Source organism: Pseudoalteromonas sp. SR43-5 (genome assembly GCF_014163835.1).
In the GTDB taxonomy this organism is placed as follows: domain Bacteria; phylum Pseudomonadota; class Gammaproteobacteria; order Enterobacterales; family Alteromonadaceae; genus Pseudoalteromonas; species Pseudoalteromonas distincta.
Genome location: NZ_JACJEA010000009.1, coordinates 19,118 through 44,651, shown reverse-complemented (window position 1 = coordinate 44,651; position 25,534 = coordinate 19,118). Strand labels below are relative to the sequence as shown.

27 protein-coding genes are annotated in these 25,534 nt (G+C 39.4%); 7 read left to right on the top strand and 20 right to left on the bottom strand.

What is annotated here, in order from left to right; genetic code table 11:
- Positions 1-147: 147 nt before the first annotated feature.
- The 11 genes from H5090_RS07095 to H5090_RS07045 all read right to left on the bottom strand — a co-directional run bounded on the left by H5090_RS07095 (position 148) and on the right by H5090_RS07045 (position 7,918).
- The gene (locus H5090_RS07095) at positions 148-1,686 is read right to left on the bottom strand and encodes a glucan biosynthesis protein (RefSeq protein WP_182695358.1); all 1,539 of its coding nucleotides are present in this window, start codon (positions 1,684-1,686) and stop codon (positions 148-150) included.
- Positions 1,687-2,049: 363 nt separating this feature from the next.
- Positions 2,050-2,274, bottom strand: a complete 225-nt coding sequence (locus H5090_RS07090) for a ribosomal protein L7/L12 (protein WP_007378552.1) — start codon at positions 2,272-2,274, stop codon at positions 2,050-2,052.
- 171 nt (positions 2,275-2,445) lie between these two features.
- Positions 2,446-2,958, bottom strand: a complete 513-nt coding sequence (locus H5090_RS07085) for a hypothetical protein (protein WP_024596157.1) — start codon at positions 2,956-2,958, stop codon at positions 2,446-2,448.
- Positions 2,959-3,056: 98 nt separating this feature from the next.
- Positions 3,057-3,458: a hypothetical protein gene (locus tag H5090_RS07080; protein WP_310736310.1), complete on the bottom strand. Its 402-nt coding sequence runs from the start codon at positions 3,456-3,458 to the stop codon at positions 3,057-3,059.
- A gap of 251 nt (positions 3,459-3,709) precedes the next feature.
- Positions 3,710-4,171, bottom strand: a complete 462-nt coding sequence (locus H5090_RS07075) for a DUF2846 domain-containing protein (RefSeq protein ID WP_024596158.1) — start codon at positions 4,169-4,171, stop codon at positions 3,710-3,712.
- Positions 4,172-4,359: 188 nt separating this feature from the next.
- A complete protein-coding gene (locus H5090_RS07070) occupies positions 4,360-4,944 on the bottom strand; it encodes a GNAT family N-acetyltransferase (RefSeq protein WP_024596159.1) in 585 nt (194 codons plus the stop codon).
- Between the two features lie 317 nt (positions 4,945-5,261).
- Positions 5,262-5,684 (bottom strand): hypothetical protein, encoded by a 423-nt coding sequence (locus H5090_RS07065; RefSeq protein ID WP_024596160.1) that lies wholly within the window; start codon positions 5,682-5,684, stop codon positions 5,262-5,264.
- Between the two features lie 78 nt (positions 5,685-5,762).
- Positions 5,763-6,149, bottom strand: a complete 387-nt coding sequence (locus tag H5090_RS07060; protein ID WP_182695357.1) for a hypothetical protein — start codon at positions 6,147-6,149, stop codon at positions 5,763-5,765.
- 111 nt (positions 6,150-6,260) lie between these two features.
- Positions 6,261-6,581: a hypothetical protein gene (locus H5090_RS07055; RefSeq protein WP_024596161.1), complete on the bottom strand. Its 321-nt coding sequence runs from the start codon at positions 6,579-6,581 to the stop codon at positions 6,261-6,263.
- A gap of 235 nt (positions 6,582-6,816) precedes the next feature.
- A complete protein-coding gene (locus H5090_RS07050) occupies positions 6,817-7,068 on the bottom strand; it encodes a Rho-binding antiterminator (protein WP_024596162.1) in 252 nt (83 codons plus the stop codon).
- A gap of 10 nt (positions 7,069-7,078) precedes the next feature.
- Positions 7,079-7,918, bottom strand: coding sequence for a DUF417 family protein (locus H5090_RS07045; RefSeq protein WP_182695356.1), 840 nt, complete (start codon positions 7,916-7,918; stop codon positions 7,079-7,081).
- 283 nt (positions 7,919-8,201) lie between these two features.
- Here H5090_RS07045 and H5090_RS07040 point away from each other — a divergent pair, with 283 nt between their 5' ends.
- Together H5090_RS07040 and H5090_RS07035 are read left to right on the top strand one after the other, a co-directional pair.
- Entirely contained in the window at positions 8,202-9,668 is a 1,467-nt protein-coding gene (locus H5090_RS07040; protein WP_182695355.1) for a DASS family sodium-coupled anion symporter, read from the top strand.
- 350 nt (positions 9,669-10,018) lie between these two features.
- A complete protein-coding gene (locus H5090_RS07035) occupies positions 10,019-10,363 on the top strand; it encodes an N-acetyltransferase (protein WP_182695354.1) in 345 nt (114 codons plus the stop codon).
- Positions 10,364-10,365: 2 nt separating this feature from the next.
- Here the strand turns inward: H5090_RS07035 and H5090_RS07030 are convergent, their stop codons facing one another.
- The 9 genes from H5090_RS07030 to H5090_RS06990 all read right to left on the bottom strand — a co-directional run bounded on the left by H5090_RS07030 (position 10,366) and on the right by H5090_RS06990 (position 19,795).
- Positions 10,366-11,001, bottom strand: coding sequence for a trimeric intracellular cation channel family protein (locus H5090_RS07030; protein WP_004334621.1), 636 nt, complete (start codon positions 10,999-11,001; stop codon positions 10,366-10,368).
- A gap of 578 nt (positions 11,002-11,579) precedes the next feature.
- Positions 11,580-11,981: a hypothetical protein gene (locus tag H5090_RS07025; protein ID WP_076924301.1), complete on the bottom strand. Its 402-nt coding sequence runs from the start codon at positions 11,979-11,981 to the stop codon at positions 11,580-11,582.
- A 135-nt stretch (positions 11,982-12,116) separates the two neighbouring features.
- On the bottom strand, positions 12,117-12,713 hold the full coding sequence (locus tag H5090_RS07020; RefSeq protein ID WP_182695353.1) for an RDD family protein: 597 nt from the start codon (positions 12,711-12,713) through the stop codon (positions 12,117-12,119).
- 137 nt (positions 12,714-12,850) lie between these two features.
- Positions 12,851-13,585 carry a DUF5020 family protein gene (locus H5090_RS07015; protein ID WP_154902967.1) on the bottom strand — a complete coding sequence of 245 codons (735 nt, stop codon included), beginning with the start codon at positions 13,583-13,585 and terminating at the stop codon, positions 12,851-12,853.
- 29 nt (positions 13,586-13,614) lie between these two features.
- Entirely contained in the window at positions 13,615-14,991 is a 1,377-nt protein-coding gene (locus tag H5090_RS07010) for a uracil-xanthine permease family protein (RefSeq protein WP_182695352.1), read from the bottom strand.
- Between the two features lie 74 nt (positions 14,992-15,065).
- The gene (locus tag H5090_RS07005; RefSeq protein WP_182695351.1) at positions 15,066-16,133 is read right to left on the bottom strand and encodes a BMP family ABC transporter substrate-binding protein; all 1,068 of its coding nucleotides are present in this window, start codon (positions 16,131-16,133) and stop codon (positions 15,066-15,068) included.
- A gap of 72 nt (positions 16,134-16,205) precedes the next feature.
- Complete coding sequence (locus tag H5090_RS07000) at positions 16,206-17,132, bottom strand: ABC transporter permease (protein ID WP_024591976.1); 927 nt, start codon at positions 17,130-17,132, stop codon at positions 16,206-16,208.
- 3 nt (positions 17,133-17,135) lie between these two features.
- Positions 17,136-18,239, bottom strand: a complete 1,104-nt coding sequence (locus H5090_RS06995; RefSeq protein WP_182695350.1) for an ABC transporter permease — start codon at positions 18,237-18,239, stop codon at positions 17,136-17,138.
- Positions 18,236-19,795, bottom strand: coding sequence for an ABC transporter ATP-binding protein (locus H5090_RS06990; protein ID WP_182695349.1), 1,560 nt, complete (start codon positions 19,793-19,795; stop codon positions 18,236-18,238). The genes H5090_RS06995 and H5090_RS06990 overlap by 4 nt, the downstream gene beginning before the upstream one ends.
- Before the next feature lie 198 nt (positions 19,796-19,993).
- Between H5090_RS06990 and xdhA the strand changes: the two genes are divergently transcribed.
- The 5 genes from xdhA to uraH are packed head-to-tail and all read left to right on the top strand — an operon-like array spanning position 19,994 to position 25,534.
- Positions 19,994-21,493 (top strand): xanthine dehydrogenase small subunit, encoded by a 1,500-nt coding sequence (gene xdhA, locus H5090_RS06985; RefSeq protein WP_182695348.1) that lies wholly within the window; start codon positions 19,994-19,996, stop codon positions 21,491-21,493.
- Positions 21,480-23,819 carry a xanthine dehydrogenase molybdopterin binding subunit gene (xdhB, locus tag H5090_RS06980; RefSeq protein ID WP_182695347.1) on the top strand — a complete coding sequence of 780 codons (2,340 nt, stop codon included), beginning with the start codon at positions 21,480-21,482 and terminating at the stop codon, positions 23,817-23,819. Before xdhA ends, xdhB begins: the two co-directional genes overlap by 14 nt.
- Positions 23,812-24,702 (top strand): xanthine dehydrogenase accessory protein XdhC, encoded by an 891-nt coding sequence (gene xdhC, locus H5090_RS06975; protein WP_182695346.1) that lies wholly within the window; start codon positions 23,812-23,814, stop codon positions 24,700-24,702. Before xdhB ends, xdhC begins: the two co-directional genes overlap by 8 nt.
- Positions 24,699-25,199 carry a 2-oxo-4-hydroxy-4-carboxy-5-ureidoimidazoline decarboxylase gene (gene uraD, locus H5090_RS06970; protein ID WP_024606698.1) on the top strand — a complete coding sequence of 167 codons (501 nt, stop codon included), beginning with the start codon at positions 24,699-24,701 and terminating at the stop codon, positions 25,197-25,199. The genes xdhC and uraD overlap by 4 nt, the downstream gene beginning before the upstream one ends.
- Entirely contained in the window at positions 25,196-25,534 is a 339-nt protein-coding gene (uraH, locus tag H5090_RS06965) for a hydroxyisourate hydrolase (RefSeq protein ID WP_024595278.1), read from the top strand. The genes uraD and uraH overlap by 4 nt, the downstream gene beginning before the upstream one ends.

The following is a 25,534-nucleotide window of genomic DNA, read 5'->3' as shown; positions in this document are numbered from 1 at the left end:
ATTCAATCGATTACTGTATTTTACGTGGGATATAAAAGGGAGTTTTAATGGTGTTTTGATTGGCGTTTTAATAGACATTATGGTGGCTATAATTGACAGAAAATCAAAATATAGCCACCCGTTTTACTTTAATGCTTATTTAAGGTCTTATTTAATCGTTACCTTTGCATCACTTACCCATGTTTCAGTTATAGCTTCATCATTTTTATCAACTAAATACGCGCGTATGTTCACCGGATTGTTGTTAGCTTGTTTGTAGTCAAACGCTAATCGCCATTGGTTTGTACCAACTACCGGATAAACTCCAATAGGTTCTAATATTTCACCGTTGCTGGCTTCAACAATCGGCTTTATACCACTTTTGTTATCTAAGCCTTTAAATACTGGACCTTCAAAATCAATCACCATCTTGTTAACGCCTTCAGGAATAGGCTGGCCGGGAATTCCGCCTAAGCCTTGGCGAGTATTTACAACGCTTGCAAGGTTTTTTGATTTTGGATCGAGTGGACGCCATTCAATATCATAAGAAAAGGTAAACTCATCACCTTTGCGCGCCTCTTTTTCGGGCACCCAGTAGGCAACAATATTGTCGAACGTTTCATCTTTTGTAGGAATTTCGATTAACTGAACTGCGCCTTTGCCCCAATCGCCAGTAGGTTTAATCCACGCTGATGAACGCTTATTGTAAAATACGCCGTCGTCTTGGTAGTTATTAAAGTCACGATCTCTTTGGATTAAACCAAACCCTTTTGGATTCTCATCAATAAAGCTATTGGTCGACACCGACTGAGGGTTATTTAATGGGCGCCAAACGTATTGACCCGATCCTGTGTGAATCGCCAGGCCATCGCTGTCGTGAATTTCTGGGCGCCAATCTTTAGCTTCTGTTTTATCTTTTTGTGAGTACCAATACATACTGGTTAATGGCGCTATACCTAAACGCTCAACATCGGCGCGCATATACAAATTAGCCGTTACAGAGGTAATATGGCCTTTGGCTTCTTTGTTATCTTTACTTAAACCAAATCGATAAGCACCAGTGATAGAAGGCCCTTCAAGCAATGCCCAAACAGACACACTTTCACCTTTTTTCTCTGCGGGGCCAATCCAAAATGCAGAAAAACGCGGAAATTCTTCTGGCTGATTCATGCCCGTATTAATCGCGATACCTCGGGCCGAGAGTCCATATTGCCCCTCTGGGCCGTCGGTACGAAAATAAGACGCGCCTAAAAAAGATATCCAATCGGGTTTCATATCTGGGCGCATTATTCTAAAGCCTGCAAATCCAAACCCCTCTGGGAGATCGTGAGCTGGGCTGTCATCAGGCATATCAAAAATATCATTACTAAAAGGTACATTTTGAACCTGATTTTTATCGTCTCTGATGTAAATACTTACTGGCTCAGGAAAATATCGGCCAGGGTAAAATAATTGTACGGGCGCCTTTTTTCCACTTGGGTATAAGGTTTCATCTTCTTTAAAGCGTATTTTCCAGTGTTCGTCATACGTAATTTTATCGATTAACTCCGGCGCTGGCACCTTAGTTGGCGTATAGGGCTTTTCGGCTGAGGCTTTTGCTAGGGCTTTTAAGTCTTCGAATGAAAACTCCGTTTTATCTACTGCTTCTGTCGCGTAAGACGACATCGAAGTGCTAAAAATAATTGCGATAAATAACTTTAATTTCATAAAAAGAATGTCCAATAAATTGAGTCAAATAAAAATGGGAACGCTGCACGAACGTATGTTTAACTTAAAGTTCTGTATGGATATTACGTGACGTAATATGAACTAGTGTTTACTAAAATATAGTTATTTGACTACAGGACCTCCCATAGTTATTTTTTTAGGTATTGGTTTTAAGGGATATTGCGCGCGTTTGATGATATCGCTGAAGTGAAATAAGTGGGGATAGCCCAATTTATTATTAGATCGCTGGTATTCAAATGGATAAGGGTTGTATTTAGGTGGTGGAAAACGAAGAGGCTCACCCCTTTTAAAACTTGCAATTAATGGCTGAGTTTTATTTGGCCCTCACTTCAGGGCATGTTTTTATGTTTTTGAAGTTAATTTTTCAATAGCATCTTTAGCTTCTTTCAAACTTACACCATGAACAGATCTATAATATTTTATTGCTCTAACTTTATGACCTGATTTTAAAGCAACAATAACATCACCTTCAGTTACGCTGCCATGCTTAGGTATTGAGTTACCAAATATTAATATAAATAAAACTGCAATAACCGCTAAAACACCCCAAATATATTCAATTTCCATAAATATCCTCGATGTTCGAAAAATAATGAGCCTGTAGGTTAACTCGTTTTTTATTTATTTTTATTGATAAACAAACCATAGCTGAGTTCCTCTTTTGTTTGTAATAATGTTCACCAAGAGCAAAATGTATTTTTATTTTATCTTATTTTAATTATTCTTATTGGCTACTGGTTAAATAGCCTTTCGCATTTTATTTAATAACTCGTAGCATGCTTTATACAACAGTATTTCCATGTCTTCGTTATGGTACAAAGGACCCCAACGAAAAAAGCCTCTTAAGCTAAATTTTTTAGCTATGAATTCGCGCCACGTAACAGATTTAGAAACGCTGAACGTTTTAATCGTCTTATTGTGTTTAATATTATACAAGCGCGATACTAACTTAACTTTTGGTCGCCAAAATAGCGGAATAATAGCTGTATCAAAATCTATAGTGAATGCATCACCACCATGCAAAGTAACTATAACAACATCTAAACCAATATCTGACTTTTTAGGCTCTTTAATAGACGAAATACTGTGAAGACAAAAAATATCTTCAAGCTTCTTGTGCATATGATCTTGTAGTGAATCGCCCGTTATATAAAAAAACGACTCTACCTTAGAAAAATGGCTGTTATTAGCTACAGCTAACGATCCCAAATAAACATTTGGCTTTTCAGAGCTAAACCAATCGAATAGCAAATTCAAATTCCTTTTTACTTATGCCGAATAAATAGGCCATAAAGTTGTTATCTAAGGTTAGGGTGAAAAAAGCAAAAACCAGCTGTTTATGTTCTGCTTTACGATTTTTTATTATGCTTAATTATTTTACTACGTAATTGAACCCCAAGTAACGTCCCTAATAAAACAGCAATAACATGCAGCAAAGCCGAAACCAAATATACTAAAGGCTCCATTGATATCTCTAATAAAATGTATAGTAAGGCACCGACACTTAGATTAATAAACCAATAAACCGCCATAACTAAAAAGGCTTGTTTATAGGGACTCACTGTTTGCTTATAGCCTAAGTAACAATACACGATTAAAAAGGTTACAAATCCGAGGACGTAATAAGTAAAAGTTAATGAGGTACTTTGAGTCATTTCATCAAAGCCAACAATCTTTGTTGCTATTGTTGATAAAGCAACTAGCAATAAATACAAGCCTACTGAAAAGAGTACAATCCTAGAGCATTTCACGATAATCCTTTAGCAATACAACGAGGCTGTAGAATAACTTCTATAGCCAAATTCAATTAATTAGTTTCTTTAATTAACTCTAAGCATTTTAAAGCAATGTGTAATAAATGTATTACCCATTAAACAGGCTGTTTTCATAAAAAGAGTAATTCTACAATCTCAACGCCTCAATTAAACAGCGTAAAATAGCTGGTTACAATAAGCTAGGTACGAACAAAAAACTAACTATTAGAAGTCCGTTTAAGCAACTATTAGAGTTCAGTAGCTTGTACATATTTACAGCACTCTCTTAACAAGGTCTCTGCGGCCTCTTTGTTAGACTGATCATGTTTACTCGAACCTAGTTCAACACCCATTGCCGTATAAACACTGCTATTTAATTGTAAATATTTAGTTTGATTAGGTGCAATTATTAGCTGTTTTGTATTACTCCACACTCCTGTGAGTGGGCTCCAGCTAATTTTTAAATCGTAATTACCCGCAGGTAATTTTATGTAAGAGAAAGTATTGTTTGGTAGTGCTACAATTTTTTTATCATTTATACTTACACGCATATCTGATGCCGCTGGTGGGGTTAACAACCTATGGAATACTAAAACACTTTGCTCTTCATTTGGTTGAGGTAGCTGTACCTGGTCAAAAGTTAAAGCATCTCTTGGGGCTGAAGCACAACCACTTAAAAATAATAGTAAGAAAAAATATATATAACGCATAAACACCTATCAGATTTGAATTATAACGAGCCTGTAGATTAACTCGTTTTTTATTTTTTTTGATAAACAAACCATAGCTGAGTTCCTATTTTGGTTCAATCGTTATTGCATTTCACGTGGAATATAAAAAGAGGACTAGGTGTTGTTTTAATTGACGTTTTGGAAGGTATTACTGGAAATTTAGTATGCTAACTGTTTGTTATTATCCTAACTTGCCGTATTTCAGAGTACTCGGACTGAATTAACCCAAAGCATTTAAGATCGTGAAACTGATTTTTCCAGTAACCACTTTGACGCCTTATACCTTCCTCTTTGAACCCAACTTTTAAAAGGAGTGACTCAGATGCAGAGTTTCCAAGAACAGTATCGCCTTGAATACGATTAAGTTTACCGCAAGATAAGTCACCTGAAAATGCGGCTTTAACTATTCGATGAACTGCTTCAGTGGAAAAACCCTTACCCCAATATTTAGGTAGTAAATCATATCCAATAACAGCATTTTTCATTTTAGGACTCCAAGTATTAAAGCCGCAAGTACCTATAAGTTGATCTGTTTCTTTTAGGCGAATAGCCCAACGAATACCTGAGTTTTCTTTAAAACGAGCGTTAAAAAACTCAATTAAATGGCTGGCTTGTGACAGTTCAGTAAACGCCTCTAAATCATAATATTCTACAACTGAATTGTCCGAGAACAACTCAAACAAACTATTTGAATCTTCTTTTGATAATTGATCTAACCTTAAGCGATTTGTCTCTAAAGTTGGAAATGACAACCTAAATCCTCCGTGAAATATAACAAGCCTGTAGATTAACTCGTTTTTTAATTTTTTATTGATAAACAAACCATAGCTGAGTTCCTATTTTGGTTCAATCGGTTACTTCACTTCACGTGGAATATAATAAGAGGACTAGGTGTTGTTTTAATTGATGTTTTGGAGGGTATTACTGGATAATTTAGTGTGAGTGTCTTTTTACTCTTTCTTTCATTTCAGCTCAGCTTTTTGCGTGATTTATTTTTATAAAACCCACTTAACCCGCTGCTTTAATTTATTATTTATGTAAAAGCTAGAATGAATCTCATCCTAACTCTTTAGCTTTTGTTTAACTCTATTTTTGAAACGTAAAATACAATACCAGCAACAAGGCCTACTATAGAAAATAAAAATAATTGTAAAAAGCTATATCCATAACCTATTAACGTAATTGAACCATTTTCGACCAATACCTTACCATTAATGATTGAGCTATCTAAACCTGAAGGGAAAACAAAAAAGAAAGAAACTAAGCAAGTAGATATAACTGAAGATTTGAGCACTGTATTTAGCGAATAACCACAGCTTTTAGTGATAAATTTATAAATGGGAAATGCTGTTACTGGAACCAAAATTAGAACAACTATTAACGTCCAAATAAATATACCAAAAGGCATAATAGTAAATTTCCTTTCAATTGCCATTGGCGCTAAAAATGCAACAATTAAAGAGGCTAAAATAAAGCTAAATATTGTTCTCAACTCGAAACCTTCTTAGAAAGCTAACGCCTGCCATAACCGATTTGTAGCGCTCTTGCACAAATCCGGTTAATGGCTTTGTTATGTAAGGTCACCGTCAAGTCCAAATTTTTTTCTGTTCAAAACTAGCGCTGCCAGCACAGTTACTCCTAACACTGTACCAACAGGGAACATGAAGAGTAACAATGTTGAATATATTATTAGTGCCCAAAAAAGCCACTTAGTTCGATAGTTTAAGCCCACAACGGAAAATGTTAAAAAGCAAAGTGCAACTAAAAATAAGATGAACCCTGTTACTGTTGATGACATTTCTTCTTGTGATATTTTAGGTTCATTACTTCCAAACAGCGTTATCTCTTGAAATGAAGAGGACATAATTAAATACGAATCAACAATTCCCCAAAGAGGTGCCCAGAAAAGCAATAATCCCAGAACTGCGACGTATTTCCCTATAGTTTCCTTGTTCATCATCTCTCCTCACGTAGTTATATAAAGAGCCTGTTAACAGGCAGAAAATAGTTAGTTAAATTAGCAACAAAGGAACAAAGCCAACTATTTTTATCCTTGTTTAACAGCCTGTTATGCATTGTTTACACTACAGTCAATTGTTGCGTTAATCTTTGGTGGGTAGACAGAACCAAACTGACTATGCGAGCCATAAGTACCCATTTTATATTTTTTTACGTATATATCACTAGATTTGCATAACTCTTTTCCTTTGAGCTCTACCAATTCGACCATATCTGTTTCATTAAGATCGGTATGACCAAGAACCTCAATTGAATACGTCCCATCAGAGTTTTTGCTTACATCGCTATATTGGACTATGACACCTTTATAAGTTTTCATACCAACACAACCAGAGATTATTAATATGATTAAAGGTAGATACTTTTTCATGCTTATCCTTAAACACCTAACAGCTTATTGAGCACCACTTTGGGGATTTATAGCACCCCAAAACGGCGTATATTACAGTGTTCAATAATTCCACTAAACAACTTCAGTGTAAACAAGTAATTAAATATGTTACAAAAAACCCTTTGTAATTTTTCACCAAAACGGTGTTTAATAATGTTATTGGACAAAACAAAAATAGAGCTTTATTTATGATAAAAACGAATGAGTGAGGCATTTACTTTACTTCAAAATTCACATGGTCAAAGTATGGGTTTTTCTCATGCGCTTTAAGTACGCTGATTGTAGTTAGCACAATGAGTTTCAACTCGCTATTTACATTAACAACTATGCATTCGTCTCTATTAGCATTGCGTTTTGTGTCAGTTGCTATCCCGCATACACCATCACCATTTTTTAATATAAGCTTAATGCTTAAATGGTGCATACAAGCAATTTCGATGTAGTCGTATTGGTTGCAACTGATCATAACGCTCTCTTTATTTAGTCGGCTTAAAAATCATTAAAAAAGCAATAACAACAAGGTTGGCTATATACCACAAATCTTTAATTACAAATTGCCCTAAACGATCCAATAAAGTGGAAGAACTAAATGCACCGGTTGCGGTAATTAAGAATGTTTGGGTCATCATAAATACGCTTAAACACGCTAAGCCACTTACAATAATTAGCTTTTTATTATTTAAAAATAGCCCTAAGCCCAATAACACAGCAAATAATACATCAAACCCGCCAATCATGTTAGACGCGCCTTGTACGCTAAATACCGTATATAACCACGACATAAACGGTGAGGTTTCTACTAAACTTACAATGCCTTTTGCTTCAAACTCGTAAAACTTCATGCCGCCGATCCACAGTAAAACCATAGCAACCGGTATAAAGTTTAAAAGTACGTGTTGTTTGTCGGTAAGTTTGTCTTTATAAAATAAAAACAAATATAAAGGCACTACAGCAAAGTATTTAATTATGCCCTGCCCGCTACCAATGATTGGAAAGCCACCAAGTTGCGCCATCCAACGGTTGCTGGCAAATAAGGTAAGTAATGCAACTAAACTTATAATTGCTGCAAGTAAAAGTGCTGGCGTAGGTTTCATTAGTTTAAAACGAGCGAGCACGGTGGCAAACGCTAAAGCAATCATAAATGAGCCACTAATTAAACCTAACGCAGATACAGACATTAGCGAATCAACGCCGTAAAAACTAAACGTAGCCGTTAACGTATTAGGGTTTGCTCCTAACGCAAACGATAAGCCAAGTAGTAAAAAGCTACTCGCTAATAAAAAAGTAATCACATTGTTGGTTAGTTTTAAGTTCATTGTATTTCCAAGTATTCGTTGAGGTTTATAAAGACCTTACGAACCTATAAAACAATTCAAGCTAACTCTTAAAAAATAAGAGTTGATTAAGCACAACGTAAGCTCTCATCGGGTAACTTAATTATTCATTTAGTTTATGGTTTATTACCTCTTTATTAATAAAATTAAATAAGTTTAATTTTCATATGATGTGCGTCATCTTTTTTATTATTAAATGAAGTAGAATAACGTTGCCTTTTCAATACACTGAATGCATGCATTTCTAAAACTTAGGGACATTTTAATGAAAGGTACTGATATTCGAATTACCTCTGGACTGATTTCTATAGCCATTGTTTTATTACTTTGGTTTGCTGTACCGCCTCCGCAAGGTGTTACCGAAAACGCATGGCATTTGCTCGCTTTATTTATTGGTACTGTAGTTGCCATTATTGGTAAAGCAATGCCTATCGGCGCCATTGCTATTTTAGCTATTACCTCTGTTGCATTAACGGGCGTAACTAATGACAGCCCATCTGGCGCTATTAAAGATGCATTAAGTGGCTTTTCTAATTCATTAATTTGGTTGATTGGTATTGCTATTATTATTTCTCGGGGTTTAGCTAAAACCGGTTTAGGTAATCGTATTGGCTATAATTTCATTTCTTTTTTTGGTAAAAAAACTATTGGTATTGGCTATGCACTCGCGCTGTCTGAACTTGTTATAGCGCCTGTGACGCCAAGTAATACCGCGCGAGGCGGCGCTATTATTCACCCAATAATGAAGTCTATAGCAACAAGCTTTGGCTCGTCTCCTGAGGAGGGCACATCTCGTAAAATTGGGCACTACCTTGCTTTGGTGAGCTACCATATAAACCCTATTACATCAGCTATGTTTATTACCGCCACGGCTCCTAACCCTCTAATTGTAAAGCTTATTGCAGATGCTACTGGTGCAAATATTAGTATTACTTGGAGTACATGGGCGCTGGCAGCGCTTGTTCCTGGTTTGCTATGTATTGCCCTTGTGCCTTTGGTTGTTTATGCCATTTACCCACCTGAAGTGAAAAGTACACCCGATGCTAAAACCTACGCAGAATCTAAATTAACTGAAATGGGCCCAATGAGTTACGGCGAAAAAATAATGGTGGGTGTTTTTGCCATGCTGCTTATTTTATGGGCCGGCGTGCCTGCAATGATTTTAGGGGCTGACTACGCAGTTAACACAACCGCAGTGGCCTTTTTAGGTTTATCGGTTTTATTAGTGACTGGTGTATTAAGTTGGGACGATGTACTTAAAGAAAAGTCTGCGTGGGATACCGTTGTTTGGTTTTCAGCATTAGTAATGATGGCCACTTTTTTAAATAAATTAGGTTTGGTAACGTGGTTTTCAACACTTGTTGAGAGCAATATTGCGCAACTGGGTTTTGACTGGATTGTATCGGCTATTATATTGGTAGCTGTGTATTTTTACGCTCATTACTTTTTTGCCAGTACCACAGCACATATTACTGCTATGTTTGCCGCATTTTACGCCGCAGGTTTGGCGCTTGGCGCTCCGCCTTTATTTTTAGGTTTACTGTTAGCTGGCGCTTCATCACTCATGATGTCGTTAACGCATTACGCAACAGGCACATCACCCATAGTGTTTGGCTCAGGCTATGTATCATTAAAAGACTGGTGGGTAATGGGCCTTATAATGAGCGTTATTAATTTAAGTGTATGGGGAATTATTGGCGGGCTTTGGTGGAAAGCACTTGGGTATTGGTAGTATTGCCTTTGTTAGTTTTGCTTGCACATTTATTACTGCGTACTTATTTTGGTTAGTTCTACAAATATAAACATTGAGGCTGTTGCAAGGGAGCACTATGGTTTTTAAATTTATAAAGGCAGCATATTCAGACCAAGACTACTTATTAAGCCTCAGAAAACTGACTATGGTCGAACACTTAGAAAATGCCGGGTTATTTTTAATACCAATTCGCTTAATTAAGTGATCTATTTTGAGGCTGGAAAAACGTGTTGATAGCTAGGCAAAAAATTCGCTATTTAGTTGTTCTAAATGAGCATTTTTTAACGCAGCTAGCGACACGTTTAGCCCCGCAAAATGATTAAGTATTATTGCGGATTGGTATAACTAAGCAACAGCATGTTTTAAGGCTTAATGATCAATATGACTGCTCCCATCTTATAGTTATAAATGAGGTACCAATTGGTACTTTAAAATACCAAACACACGCTCAATACGTTGAAATAATGCAATTACAAATACATCCATTGCACCAAAATAAAGGGTATGGGAAAGCGGTTATTGAACAAGTTATTACAAATGCGCAGTCAAAACCCATTAAACTCACCGTGCTTAAAAACAACCCAGCATTAGGACTTTATAAGCGGCTGGGTTTTACTATAACGGATGAGGATAATTACGAGTACTACATGCAAACGCGAGCTACTCGTAGCTAAAATTAGTCGCTTTGATCTCTGAAGTCTTTTTTTCTGAAAATAGTTAAATGCCAACCCCAATGCAAAGAGCCTAATCTTAAAAAGATAGTCGTGAAAAATGACCCTAAAATACACCAAATGTAATCTACATTAAGGCTAAATAAAGCAGCATAGACTGCACCACCCGCTAAACACGCAGAGGCGTATGGTTCGCTGCGCATAACAGTTGGTACCTCACGGCAAATTACGTCACGTATTAAACCACCAAATATACCTGTAGTGATACCCATGGTAATTGCGACCACCATACCAGAGCCATTAATGAGTGCTTTTTCTATCCCCATAATATTAAATAACGCCATACCCACAGCGTCTACTAATAAAAAGTAGTAATTATTAACGCGCGGTAAATATCGAATAAATGCAATTGTTGCTATAACGGCCCCATAGGTTGAATATAAATACTCTGGGGTAGCAATCCAAAATACTGGTTTGTTTAAAAGTATATCTCTGAGGGTACCGCCCCCTAGTGCAGTAACGGTTGCAACCACTACAACGCCAAAGCCACTAATGTTTTTTTCATACCCAAGCAATGCCCCTGCAACAGCAAAAAATGCAACACCGAGTAACCCTAGTACCATAAAGTATTCAGCAGTCATGGTAATTCCTTTTTAAAGTTTATTAGGAGCTGTATCAACTTACGTGCCAAAAAACTGAGTAAATATAAATAAACCCACAATTTAAGTGACTGAAATTTATAAGCTTATTTCATTTATTAAAAAACGTTAGCTATGTGATATTTAGTGAAGGATTAACAAGAGTAATTATTTTAATTATGGGTAGTTTTTACACCTTAAAGTACAGAGGGATTTTGTTACAGAGTTGCAGTCGAGCACTTTTAAATTTTAAGCAAAAATTAAATGAACAATAAAGCTATTACCAATATTACAAAAATAATAGGCAATATTGCATGTTGCCAGTTTTGTTCTTTATTTTGATTATAGAGTGTTTGCATTGAGCTTTTATCATTATTGGTAAAACTATGCTGGCACTGCATACAGTTTTAGGCTTTTATGCTCACCCAAGTACCACATTTAATACATGCGTAACACCTCGACAGTTTATCAAACTCGTTTGTTTTCCTAAATATTCTCATTTATCACCTCATTGCTTTTCGCCGCAGTAAGAAACCCAATGAATAATATATGCTCTTTAAATTCATTGTTACTTCTTTACTTTATTCAATAATTTTTACATTTGGAATGTTTTGTAAAAGGTAGGATTTTAAAGATTCAAACGCATCTTTATTGAAAATAAACTCAGTTGTTTTACCATCAACTTGATTATACGGTAGTGCAAATACACCGTGCCTCTTAGTTTTGTCGATGACAACTTTGTTAATATCGTTAATATTAAACACTTGCTTATAAACGTATAATATTTGCCCCTCAACGCGTACAGCCTTTAACGGGCTTTGCTCAACATTGCGCGAACGAATAAACACAAAATATAAAATAACGGGAAATAAAAACAGGTTAAACGCTTGCAAACTAAAAGGTTTATCTATCAATACAATATATGTTGAGTAACAAATTAAAGAGGCCGCTAGTGCTAAAATTAGTTGTGTGTTGTTTTTCATAATCATCCTTGGTTACTAGTCAAAAAAATCGGTAAGGTTTTTTAATTATATTACCAATTTAGTGAAATACGCCATTTTGTAACTTTTGCTAATCAAACTTAAATCCGGGCAAAGCTGCCATAATTAATATCCTGATTAATCTACATAACTCACTTTTGTTCCCGCTAAATGATCATGTAAACATCGTTTATCTTTTCCAAATATAAATAATGGATTAACAAAACCAGCTATAAACTGACCTACCGAAGGGACAAGTGATAATAGTTGCATACAAAGCATGCGTTTAAAGTAAATTGTAGTAAAGCTTGCTTGTGTACCATCTAAATTTTCAATACGGATAGACATTAAATATTTACCAATTGTTTGTCCGCGTTGGTACATAAGGTAACCATGAAGCACTAACGTGCTTAATATGCCATAACCTAGCAAACCTGCAGATAAAGTAAGTGTTGGTTGGCTTAAATTATCAAACCCTACGAGTATGAATACAGGTATAAAACAAACAACACCTAAAACGCCATCAACAATAGCAGCCACTAGCCTGTCTGAGCGCGTTGCTTTTTCTCCTGCTACTTTTGATACAATAATTTCAGATGGGTTCTGTGCTTCTCGCGTTTCAATTAAGTCGTCTATTTCTTTTGCTCGATCTGGGTAGGCTTCGCGATCTATAGCTCTCGCTGATGAGTAAAGCTCATCTAAAGTGTAGGTAGAAAAATCAATTTCAGAGTCCATGAAAAAAATCCATATAGCGTTATTAAAAAGTAATCTAACACAACTAATTTAAGCTATTCAATTATTTAAGATTATCAAATAAAAAAGCTACTAAAAAGTAGCCTTTAATTATTAATTAAATACCATTCAATTTGCTGTTAAAAATGCCATTTAACTAGCAAGTTTGGATTATGTTCGGTTTGACCATCTACACCAAATTTATTTTTCCAATAAACATACTCAATACCCACATCAAGGCGGCCTGTATCTAAGCCGAGCATAGGGGCAATATTGTATTTAATCTGCGAGGTAAAGTTAAAGCCACCTTCACTTTTACCAAACATTGTGTCGGTGCTATCTACAATATCTAAAAAGCCATCGTATCTAAAGTTACCTTTGTTGTAGCCCCACGTGACTGTTATTTGGTTATTATCTTCACGTTGAATACCTATATCATCTTGAAAACGACGATAATAAGCCACATTAAAATATTGAAAGCCAGGTACATCAAGTGATACACCGCCCCCTAATAAATAGTTATTTTGATCCGTATCTCCCGAGCCATACTCTGTTTGTAGGCCTAAAAACACCTCTTTAACAAAGCTATTTTGTGGCTTGTAAAGAGTAGGGTTTATGTTTAGCTCACCGTACACTTCATCGGGATTACTTAGCCTATCCATAAAGAAGAACGTACTGCCCCAAGTATGCCCCGATGCATGCTCTATAGTAACAACACTTCTATCATCTTCCTCCCCTGAAAACGGCTCTAGGTAGTCGGCTCCTGTCATTGCGGTAATACTAAAATCAGACCAAAGCTCTTTAGCCGATACACCTGTTGAGCACATTGCAATTGCAGTTACTAATGCTAATTTTTTTATTGTTTTGATTTTCATTGTTAATCCCTTTTATGATTTTTATTAGTTTAGTTAAGATGATCCGTACTTGCTGAGTAATTCTCTGGTAGTACCAACGTCATTATTATTGCGGTGATACCCGATACCGTCACTGCGCTACCAAATATAGCGGTAACTAACTTAGGTGCGTTTGCAAACAACTCTGGTACAAAACTAACACCTAGCCCGAGCCCTAAACTCACTGCAATAATAAGTAGGCTTCTGCGATTTATTTTTTCGCTTGCGAGTATTTTTACGCCCGCGGCGGCAACGGTGCCAAACATTACAAGCGTTGCACCGCCCAAAACAGGTTTAGGTATATTTTGTAATACAGCACCAATCACAGGAAACAAACCAAGAATGATTAAAATACTGCCGATCCACAGGCCTATATGCCTGCTGGCAACACCGGTTAACTGAATAACGCCGTTGTTCTGACTAAAAGTAGTATTAGGAAAAGTGTTAAATAAGGCGGCAATCATCGAGTTAACACCATCACCTAAAATACCACCACGAATACGTGCTAAGTAACTAGGTCCTGTAACAGGTAGCTTAGAAACAGCACAATTGGCAGTAATATCACCAGTCGATTCAATTGCAGTAATAAGGTATAAAAAGCCAAAGGCTATGAGTGCACCAAAATCAACATTAAAGCCGTATTTAAAGGGCAGTGGGATGGCAATTAAATCAAATTCACCTAATTTGAATTTAGCGATACCTAATACTAAGGCTAGTAGCCAGCCAAGTATCATTGCAACTACGACAGCCGTTAGCCTTACCCATTGATTTTTACTGGCATTAAGCAGCACTACTAAAGCAACGACCGAAAAACCAACAATTAAGTTACTCGTTGAAGCAAATTTTTCAGGCATATTAGTAAGTAACCATTGCCCGCCGCCTATATCAGTCATGCCTACTTTAATTAGGTAAATACCAATAGTGGTGATCACCACACCAGTGACTACTGGCTTTATTACTTTGCCTAATTTACTAATAAAAAAACTAATAAATACTTCAACAAAAGCGGCTAAAAAGCACACGGCAAATATAGTGGCAAGGACTTCGTCATTATTGCCACCCGTTGCTTTAACGGTAAAGCCTGTCGCTAAAATAGTTCCTAAAAAGGCAAAGCTTGTACCTTGCACACATATCAATCCTGACCCCACCGGGCCAACACGCCGCGCTTGTATAACCGTGCCCACACCAGATACAAATAATGCCATACTAATTAAATAAGGTATTTCGCTGCCAAGGCCTAGCACCCCACCAATAATAAGCGTGGGCGTAATAATGCCAACAAAGCTTGCTAGTACATGTTGCAAGCCTGCAAAAAATGATTCGGTTGCGCCTGGGGTGTCATCAACCGCATATATAATATCGTCAGACGAGCTTGTATTTATTGACATATAAACCTCTACGTTTTGCGAGTTAGCCACTGTATTTGTCTAAGTGACCAACTCATTGTTATTGCGTTAACGGCTTATTTAAGCTGCCCTTCAACGCCCTCAACATAAAAGTCCATACCCAACAACGTTTTGTCGTCTATTGTTTTACCCGCCTCAATAACCAGCTCACCTTGCTGATTTTTTATAGGGCCAGTAAATGGATGGAATTCACCTTTACCAATTTTGTCTGAAATCGCGTTCACTTCACTCACAACATCACTTGGAATGTCTTTACTTAGCGGCGCTAAGCGAGTCATCCCTGAGCCTATACCTTTCCATATATCTTGCGATTGCCATTTATCGTCAAGTACCTGTTGTACACGGTCTGCGTAAAATTCATCCCAATGATGAACCGCCGCCGTTAAATGTGCTTTTTTACCATAACCGCTCATATCTGAGTGGTAGCCAATAGCGTAAATACCAGCGGCTTCAGCTGCTTGCAGTGGTGCAGGCGAATCAGTATGTTGAGTTATAATATCAACGCCTTGATCTATAAGGCTATCGGCAGCTTCTCGCTCTTTACCCGGATCAAACCAGCTATTAACCCACACTACTTTTACTTTTGCATTAGGCTTTACTGAGCGCAGGCCAAGCGTAAATGCATTTATACCGCGTATTACCTCCGGAATAGGAAACGCAGCAATATAACCAATACTGTCGGTTTTACTCATGTGCCCTGCAATAACACCTGTTAGGTAGCGTCCTTCGTAAATGCGATCAAAGTAAGTGCTTACGTTTTTTGCGCGTTTATAGCCTGTAGCATGCTCAAACTTTACATTAGGAAACCGTTTAGCCACTTTAAGTGTTGGGTTCATGTAGCCAAACGACGTTGTAAATATTAAATCGTGCCCGCTTTTGGCTAGTTGCGTAATAACACGCTCAGCATCGGCTCCTTCTGGTACGCTTTCAACAAAAGTAGTTTCTATTTTGTCGCCAAATTTGTCTTCTAGGTACTGCCGGCTTACATCGTGTGTATACGTCCAACCGGCCTCACCAATTGGGCTTACATATACAAAGCCTACTTTTACGTTATCTTTTGCAGTAGCTGATGCGCTTATGCACAAGCTCAATGCAACCCCGAGTGTTGTTATAAGTTTTTTCATTGTTATTCTCCGTGTTATATTTTTAATATCCTGTTGAAGCAGGTGATTTACCTTATTGATTTTGTAATTAATTTAATGACCCTTGTGCCAAGGTTTACCTAGCCACATGGGTTCGTACATTTTTAATTTTTGTTTATTTTTACTGAGCATAATCAGTACTATAAGCGTTGCACCATAAGGCAACATGGCCAGTAAGTTAGACTCCACAGCCCACCCAAAAGCCTGTGCCACTAAGTGCATAATGCTGGCAAAGCCAAATAAATAAGCGCCAAGCATTACGCGCTCAATACGCCAGCTTGCAAACACCACTAAAGCAAGAGCTATCCAACCTCGCCCTGCCGTCATGTTTTGAGTCCAAAGTGGTGTATAAGCCAACGACAAGTATGCGCCCGCAATGCCAGCCAGTGCGCCGCCAAACATTACGGCTAAATAACGTGTACGCATTACAGGTAATCCTAAGTTATTACCCACACTTGGGTTTTCGCCAATAGCTCGTACTGCAAGCCCTGCTCTGTGGTATTTAAAAAACAAATACGCACCAAGCACTAAACCCCAACTTAAATACACAATGGCGTCTTGCGAAAATAGCGCTTTGCCTAAAACCGGAATATGCTCAAACCCTGCAATTGCTAAAGTAGGTAACGCGTTAATGGTTTTTCCCTCATAGTCAGCACCTAAAAATGCCGAGAGGCCTGTACCAAAAATAGTCAGCGCTAAACCTGCCGCTACTTGGCTAGCATTTAAATTAAGTGCTACAAAAGCAAAAATAAGTGAGGCCATAACCCCGACCAAAGCTGCTACCGTAAAACCAATAAATAGGTTGTCGCATTGGTACATAGTTATAAACCCTGCCACTGCGCCTAAAAGCATCATGCCTTCTTGCCCTAAATTTAAGGTGCCGCTTTTTTCGCATACCATTTCACCCAGCGCCACCAGCAATAAGGGAGTGCCTGTACGAATAGTGGCGTATAAAATATTAGTAATTACATCTAATTCCATGATTTAAGACTCCTGTGCAATATGTATTGGCTGCGCTTTTTGTTGTTTAAATGGCAGCGAAAATTTAAGGCGATAAGTAATAAGCACATCGCACGAGAGTAAATAAAACAGCATTAACCCCTGAAAAATACCGGTTATAGCGTTAGGTAATCCCATGTTAATTTGCGCAAGCTCACCTCCCATATAAATAAGCCCCATTAATAAACCCGCAAACGTAATTCCTAATGGGTGCAGTCGCCCTAAAAAAGCAACAATAATGGCGGCATAGCCATAACCGGGTGATATTTGCGGGACCAGCTGCCCAATAGGCCCAGCTACTTCGCCCGCTCCAGCAAGCCCCGCCAAGCCCCCGCTAATAACTAGCACTCCGGCAATTAATAATGCTCGCTTGTAACCCGCCATTTTGGCCGCGGATGCATCAAGCCCAAGTACTTGTATTTGAAAGCCTATAAAGGTTTTACTAATAAAAACCCATGTGGCACATAGCGCTAATAACGCAAACGCCAGGCCTAAGTGCAATCGAGTACCGTCGAATAAAACAGGCAATAACGTGCTATCGCCAAACAATGCACTTTCAGGAAAGTTATAACCGTGAGGATCTTTGAGTGGCCCATGAACAGCCCACAGCAATACATTTACTGCTATGTAGTTGAGCATTATGGTGACTAAAATTTCATTGGTGTTTAAACGCAGCTTCATAAAAGCAGCAAGCCCCGCCCACAACATGCCACCAGCAATACCAGCGAATAATGTAAGTGGCATTGCAAAAGCACTTGTTGAGTCAACAAAGTTAACGGCTACAGCACTTGCACATACACCACCAATAAGCAGTTGCCCTTCTGCGCCTATATTCCAAACCGATGCTCTATAACAAAGCGCTAAGCCATAGGCGCATAGCAAAATAGGAATGGTCATTACAAGTAGCTCTGTTACACCATACCAATCGGCAACAGGTGCTATAAGCAATGTATACAGGGCATTTAGAGGATCATGCCCTAATAAGGCAAACACCACGTAACCGGTTATTAATGTGAGTAAAATAGCTAAAACAGGAGAGAGATAGCTCCACGCTGGTGAGCGTTCAACACGTGGTTCTAACTTAATCATACGAGTGCCCCTTGTGGTGTGTGTACTTTAGGCTGGTTATTAAAAACATCGCTAAAGTCGCCAGCCATCCACTGCCCTAACTGCACAAGCGGTACGGTATCGGTATTTAAAATAGGAGACAGTTTGCCATCACAAATTGCGCCAATGCGGTCGCAAATTTTATAAAGTTCGTCTAAATCTTCTGAAATAACGAGTACCGCACACCCTTCGTCGCGAAGCTTTAAAATAGCTTCATGTATCGCCACCTGTGCACCTATATCTACACCCCAAGTAGGGTGCGACATAACGAGTAGTTTTGGACTTTGCTCTACCTCGCGACCAATAATAAATTTTTGTAAATTACCACCTGAAAGGCTAGCTGCATGAGTGCGAAAACTTGGCGTTTTAACCTTGTATTTTGTAATGATTTTATTAGCAAGCTCAGTAATTTTTTGTTTTACTAAAAAGCCATTTTTAACTAGTCCACTATCAAAACTAGTAAGCAATGCATTTTGTGCCAAATCCATAGTGGGCACGGCTCCTCGCCCAAGCCTATCCTCTGGCACACATGCAAGCCCAAGGCGGCGCCTTTTTAGCGGGCACAGTGCATCAACTACGGTATTTTTAAATTTAATGGCGCTACTACTAGCTTGAATTTGCTCCCCCGAAAGCACTTTTAATAACTCTTCTTGTCCGTTGCCAGCAACACCCGCAATCCCCACTATTTCGCCTTGCTGTACTGCAAAGTTAATGTTTTTAAGGGGTGTTTCAAATAATGCTTGTGCGGCGGTGGTTAGATTATTAACGGTTAAAAAATCCGCAGTACCCAAAGCTCTGCGAGTTTGGTTACTAATTGGCGTGTTGTCGCCTACCATCAGCCTAGCAATTGACTCACTAGTTTCGTTTTTAGGAATACAATGCCCGCTTACTTTCCCGCCTCTCAAAATGGTCGCACTGTCACATAGCTCAATCACTTCGTGCAGTTTATGGCTGATAAACAGCACAGAGCAGCCTTCTTTTTTAAGTGACTTTAGGGTTTTAAATAATGCATCGACTTCTTGTGGAGTCAGTACTGAAGTGGGTTCGTCTAAAATAAGTAACTGAATATCTAATAATAAGCATCTAACAATTTCTACTCGTTGGCGCTCGCCAGTTGAAAGTGTTGATACCAGTCTATGGGGGTCTAATGGCATACCATAACGTGTTGATGTTTTCGTAATTCGACCCGCAAGCGTGCTGCTATGCCCTGCTAAATCACCTAACGCTAGTTCAATATTTTGGGCGACCGTAAGTGTTTCAAATAACGAAAAATGCTGAAACACCATTCCAATGCCTAAATCACGGGCATCAGCAGGCTCTTTTATATTCATTATACGGCCGTTGAAAAACATGTCCCCTTGGTCAGGTTTAACCACACCATAAAGCATTTTCATTAATGTGCTTTTACCTGCACCGTTTTCACCTAATAAGGCATGCACTTCACCATGCTTAATTTTTAAGGTTACGTCATTATTGGCTATACATCCGGGATACTGCTTTGTCATTCCCTGCATAGTAAGGCGGTATTTATTATTCATTATTAGGGCCTATTTGTACTTAATGAGCAATTTAGCATACTCAAAACATCAACTGACCAACCGGTCAACAATGGCATGGTAACTGCAATATACTTACCAAGATGAAAAAGTATTTTTCTTACCCGTGCGCAAACAACAAGAAAAAACATACGCCAAGCCTTTATGTATCAGGGCTTTATAAAAATTAAGGGGGTCTGTGTGATTCAATTTTTATTAAATAACACACCAATTGAAGTACAAGAATGTTCGCCAAGTCTCACCATTTTGGACTGGCTACGCACCAAAAAAGGGAAAGTGGGCACCAAAGAAGGGTGTGCAACTGGCGACTGTGGCGCGTGCACAATTTTAGTGGGTGAAGAGCGTATAAATGCAAACGGGCAAACTAGTTGGCAATACAAAACAATGAACAGCTGTTTATTGTTATTAGGTAATGCGCATGCAAAACATATAGTAACGGTAGAGGCTGTGACTACTGGCTTATACCCAAGCTTAACCGATTTACATCCCGTACAACGTGCACTGGTAGAGTGCCATGGTTCGCAATGTGGTTTTTGCACGCCCGGTATAATAATGAGTTTGTTGGCTCTTTATATTAATGAGCCAACGTACCCTGGTAAAAAAGCGGTTATTCATGCACTTGGCGGTAACTTATGCCGTTGTACAGGTTATAGCCCTATATTACTTGCAGCCGAAAAAGCCTATAGCTATGAACGTAAAGCTGAACCGTACTCAGCAATGGCCGCTCAATTTAAAGCATCATTTAATACGCAATATGATGACGATATTCCATTTTTAAAAAATGGTCCTCGCAAATTTTACTTACCACAAACTGCCCAGCAACTTGTTGAGCTAAAAGCGCTTTATCCTTATGCACATTTAGTTGCTGGTGGCACCGACTTTGCCATTGAGCTTAGCCAAAACATGCTCTTACCAGATGTAATTATCTCCCTTAGCCAAGTAAAGGACCTTTGCACCTTGGCAGATAATAACGGTGAGTTACACATTGGTGCAGCACTACCTTATAGCCAATTTGTTGAAGTATTTTATAACCATTACCCAGAGTCAAAAGAGCTATTTGAACGCTTAGGATCAAGCCAAGTACGTAACAGCGGCACGCTTGGTGGCAGCATAGGGAATGCCTCTCCTATTGGCGATCCCGCTCCCCTTTTAATCGCTCTTAATGCATCAATGGATTTATTAAGCAGCGCTGGTACGCGCACTATTAAACTTGCCGACTACTTTATTGATTACAAAAAAACGGTTCTTAAAAGCGATGAAGTAATTAGTAAGTTCACCATTCCAAAGCGCCCAGAGTCGCTAAAACTGGCATGTCATAAAATATCAAAACGCTTTGAAGACGATATATCTACCGTTTGTTTGGTGCTTGCTATAGAGCATTCAAAAAACATGATTACTCAAGCCCGCTGCGCTATGGGCGGTATGGCTGCTATTCCTAAGCGCGCACATCATATTGAGCAAAAGCTGATATCTCAATCATTACAAGTAAGTAGTTTTATAGACGCAGCAACGGCTATTAACGATGACTTTACGCCCATGAGCGATGTAAGAAGCAGTGCGCATTACCGCACCACGGTAAGCAAAAACTTATTACAACGCATTGGTATTGAGTTTTGTGAGCCACAAGCACGCAACAATAACAACATTGCCATTACGAGGATCTCACATGCGTCACTTTGAAATGGATAAACTAAAAGCGCAAGGTGGTAGCGTTGGAGAATCTAAATATCACGAAAGCGCTATTAAACAAGTTTGTGGCAGTGCAAATTTTGCCGACGATAACCCTGAGCCTTACGGTTGCCTGCATGCCTACCCAGTGCTCGCCCCTGTTACAAGCGGCTTTATTAAATCAATAGATACCAGTCTCGCACTGGCAGTTGCAGGCGTTAAACGTATTTTATCGGCCGAAGATGTTCCGGGTAAATTAGATATTGGCCCGGTATTTCCTGGTGATGTACTGCTGACCAGCCATGAAATTCAATACCACGGGCAACCTGTATTAATTGTCGTTGCCGACACATATGAAATAGCGCGCCGCGCGGCACGTTTAGTGGTTATAGAGTGCGAGCAAACTACTCCAATACTTGATATTAAAAAAGCCATTAGCAAAGAGCATTGGGTAAGGCCGCCCCATTCACTTAACCGTGGTAACAGCGAAAACGCCATTAATAACGCAACCCACCAGCTTAAAGGCGAAATAAACATAGGCGGGCAAGAACACTTTTATTTAGAAGGCCAAATAGCGCTGGCGCAACCTGATAACGACGGGGGCATTCATGTTCAGTGTTCTACGCAACACCCTACTGAGGTGCAGCACTTAGTTGCTAAAATTTTAAAAAAGCCATTTAGCTTTGTAAACGTAGAAACCCGCCGTATGGGCGGTGCTTTTGGCGGAAAAGAAACCCAAGGCGCACCATGGGCATGCCTTGCAGCTCTTGCGGTTTACCACCTTGGCTGCGCAGTAAAAATGCGCCTAGCCCGTAGCGACGATTTTAAATTAACCGGTAAGCGCCACCCGTTTTATAATCACTATCATGTTGGTTTTGACGAAAATGGTTTAATAGAAGGTGCCGACATTACCGTAAACGGATTTTGTGGCTACTCGCCTGATTTATCAGATGCAATTGTAGACCGCGCCATGTTTCATGTCGATAACGCCTACTACTACCCAGCCGCCACAATTAAGGGTAATCGCTGTAAAGTAAATACCGTAAGCCATACCGCATTTAGAGGATTTGGTGGCCCGCAAGGCATGATTATGGGCGAGCTAATAATGGACGATATAGCCGCCAAATTAGGTAAAGATCCGCTTGAGATCCGAAAACTTAATTTATACAAAAAAGGCCGCGATACCACGCCGTACCATCAAACCGTAGAGCAACATATTTTAATAGATATGATTGCTCAGCTTGAGGAGTCGGGTGACTACTGGGCACGTAAAGAGGCTATTAAAGCATTTAACGTATCGTCACCTATTATAAAAAAAGGCCTTGCAATGACGCCGGTTAAATACGGTATATCCTTTACTGTACAACACTTAAACCAAGCCGGTGCATTAGTGCATGTATATAGCGATGGCTCTATACATTTAAACCACGGCGGCACCGAAATGGGCCAAGGGCTGAATACCAAAATTGCGCAAATTGTAGCCCATGGCTTTGGGGTCGATTTTAACGCGGTAAGTATTAGTGCTACGCGTACCGACAAAGTGCCAAACACTTCACCAACAGCGGCCTCAAGCGGTACCGACTTAAACGGTATGGCGGCGCTAAATGCAGTAAACACAATAAAAGAGCGCTTAATTGATTTTATTACCGAGCACTTTGAAGTAGACAGCCAAAGTATTACATTTAAAGATAACCTCATTACTTTTAGTAAAGGGGAAATTAGCTTTAGCGAACTTGCAAATCTTGCTTACATGAATCGTATATCGCTTTCATCTACCGGTTATTACGCCACACCCAAAATTCATTACGACAGAGCCAAAGGCGAAGGCCGCCCATTTTTTTACTACGCACACGGCGTTGCACTCAGCGAAGTAGAAGTAGATACCCTAACTGGTGAAAACACGGTAACTCGCGTTGATATACTGCATGATGTAGGCAGCTCAATTAACCCAGCACTTGATATAGGGCAAATTGAAGGCGCCTTTGTACAAGGTATGGGCTGGCTAACAACAGAAGACTTACAATGGAATGATAAAGGCCAGCTTGCAAGCTTTGGCCCAGCCAACTACAAAATACCAGCCATTGGCGATACCCCTGCCGAATTTAACGTCAATCTTTATAACTCAGCAAATCCAGAAACCACCGTGTTTAGATCAAAAGCCGTAGGCGAGCCGCCATTTATGCTGGCCTTTAGTGTATGGAGCGCTATTCGTAATGCAATAAGTAGTGTGGCTGATTACAAATACACCGCCCCACTGGATACACCCGCAACCCCAGAGCGAGTATTGAGTGCAATTGAGCAAACCGCTAGCTGGTTTAAGGAGCATCAACATGACTAATTTAAATGAGTCGTTTCAGGGTTTTCATACGCAAAATTGGGCGCAGGCTATAAACGAGCACGAACAAAGCGGCACTAACTATGTAATTGCCACGGTACTTGGCACCAATGGCTCAACCCCACGCGGCACAGGCTCTAAAATGGTAATAAGCGGCGAGCATATTTACGACACCCTTGGCGGTGGCCATCTTGAGTATGTAGTAATAGAAAAAGCCCGCGAACTACTTTCCAAAGGCGAAGCCGCCCAAGTAATTGAGCAATTTAACCTAGGTGCAAATTTAGGCCAGTGCTGCGGCGGGGCTGCCACCGTTATGCTTGAATGCATGCAATGCGAGCGCTTTACCTTAGACATTTATGGCGCAGGCCACGTAGCACAGGCGCTTATTGGTATATTGGCACAACTACCTATGCGCATACGCTGGATAGATAGCCGCGCCGATGTATTCCCACAGGCTATTCCAAATAACGTAGTAAAAGTGGTTGATGAAGAACCAACAGAGCAAGTAAAACGTGCGCCTAAAGCTAACAACTACTTAATATTGACCCATAACCACCAGCTCGACTTTGCACTCACCCAAGCCATTATTAAACGCGCCGATGCCAATTGGCTTGGTGTAATTGGCTCTGAGACTAAAGCCAAACGCTTTAAGCAGCGCCTAGCACATCGCGATTTTACAGCCGATCAAATACAGCAAATGACCTGCCCTGTTGGGCTTAATAACATTTCGGGCAAATTACCAATGGAAGTGGCTATTTCGATTAGTGGACAGCTAATTGGCCTTTATCAGGCTATGCAAACCCAAGAGCCAAAACGCCAAGGCTTGCAATGGCGCACACTAAAAAATGCCTTAATTAGCACCACGCAAGAGGAAGTAAACGCATGAGTAGTTTACAAATAAATACGCTAAATGATGCACAAGTAAAACAAGCACTTGAGCATTGCTGCGCGGCCCCTAACTGGGTGGCGGGCATGGTAAAAGCAATGCCATTTAAAAGTGCTCAGCAGCTGTTTGAATGCGCACAAAGCACATGGGATAACCTTGGCGAAAGCGACTATTTAGCTGCCTTTGAAGGCCACCCGCAAATAGGCGACTTATCAACCCTTAGCAAAAAATACGCTGCTACCGCACAAAAAGCGGGGCATGAGCAATCGGGTATGAGCAAAGCAAACGAAGCCGTACTTACCAAAATGATTGCCCTCAATAAAGAGTACCTGAACAAGTTTGGCTTTATTTTTATTGTGTGCGCCACCGGTAAAACGGCCGAACAAATGCTCGAACTCATAGAGCAGCGCATACACAACACCCGCAGTACAGAGCTAAATATAGCCGCGGGCGAACAAGCCAAAATAACAAAAATAAGATTGGAGTCACTGCTATGAGCAAAAGCCCTATAACTACCCACATACTTGATACAAGCACCGGAAAACCAGCAGCAAATGTTGCTGTTAAGCTATTTAAACTTACAAATAACGAATGGGTACAACTAACCCAAGGCAAAACCGATTCCGATGGGCGAATTACCGATTGGCTAAATACAGAAGTAGAATTTGCAACCTATAAGCTAGTATTTGATTTAGATAGTTATTACCAAAACCAACCTACCCCTGCGTTTTACCCAGAGGCGCAAATAACGTTTAGATTACAAGATACTAAACATCACCATATTCCGTTGTTGCTTAGCCCGTTTGGCTACTCTACATACAGAGGTAGCTAA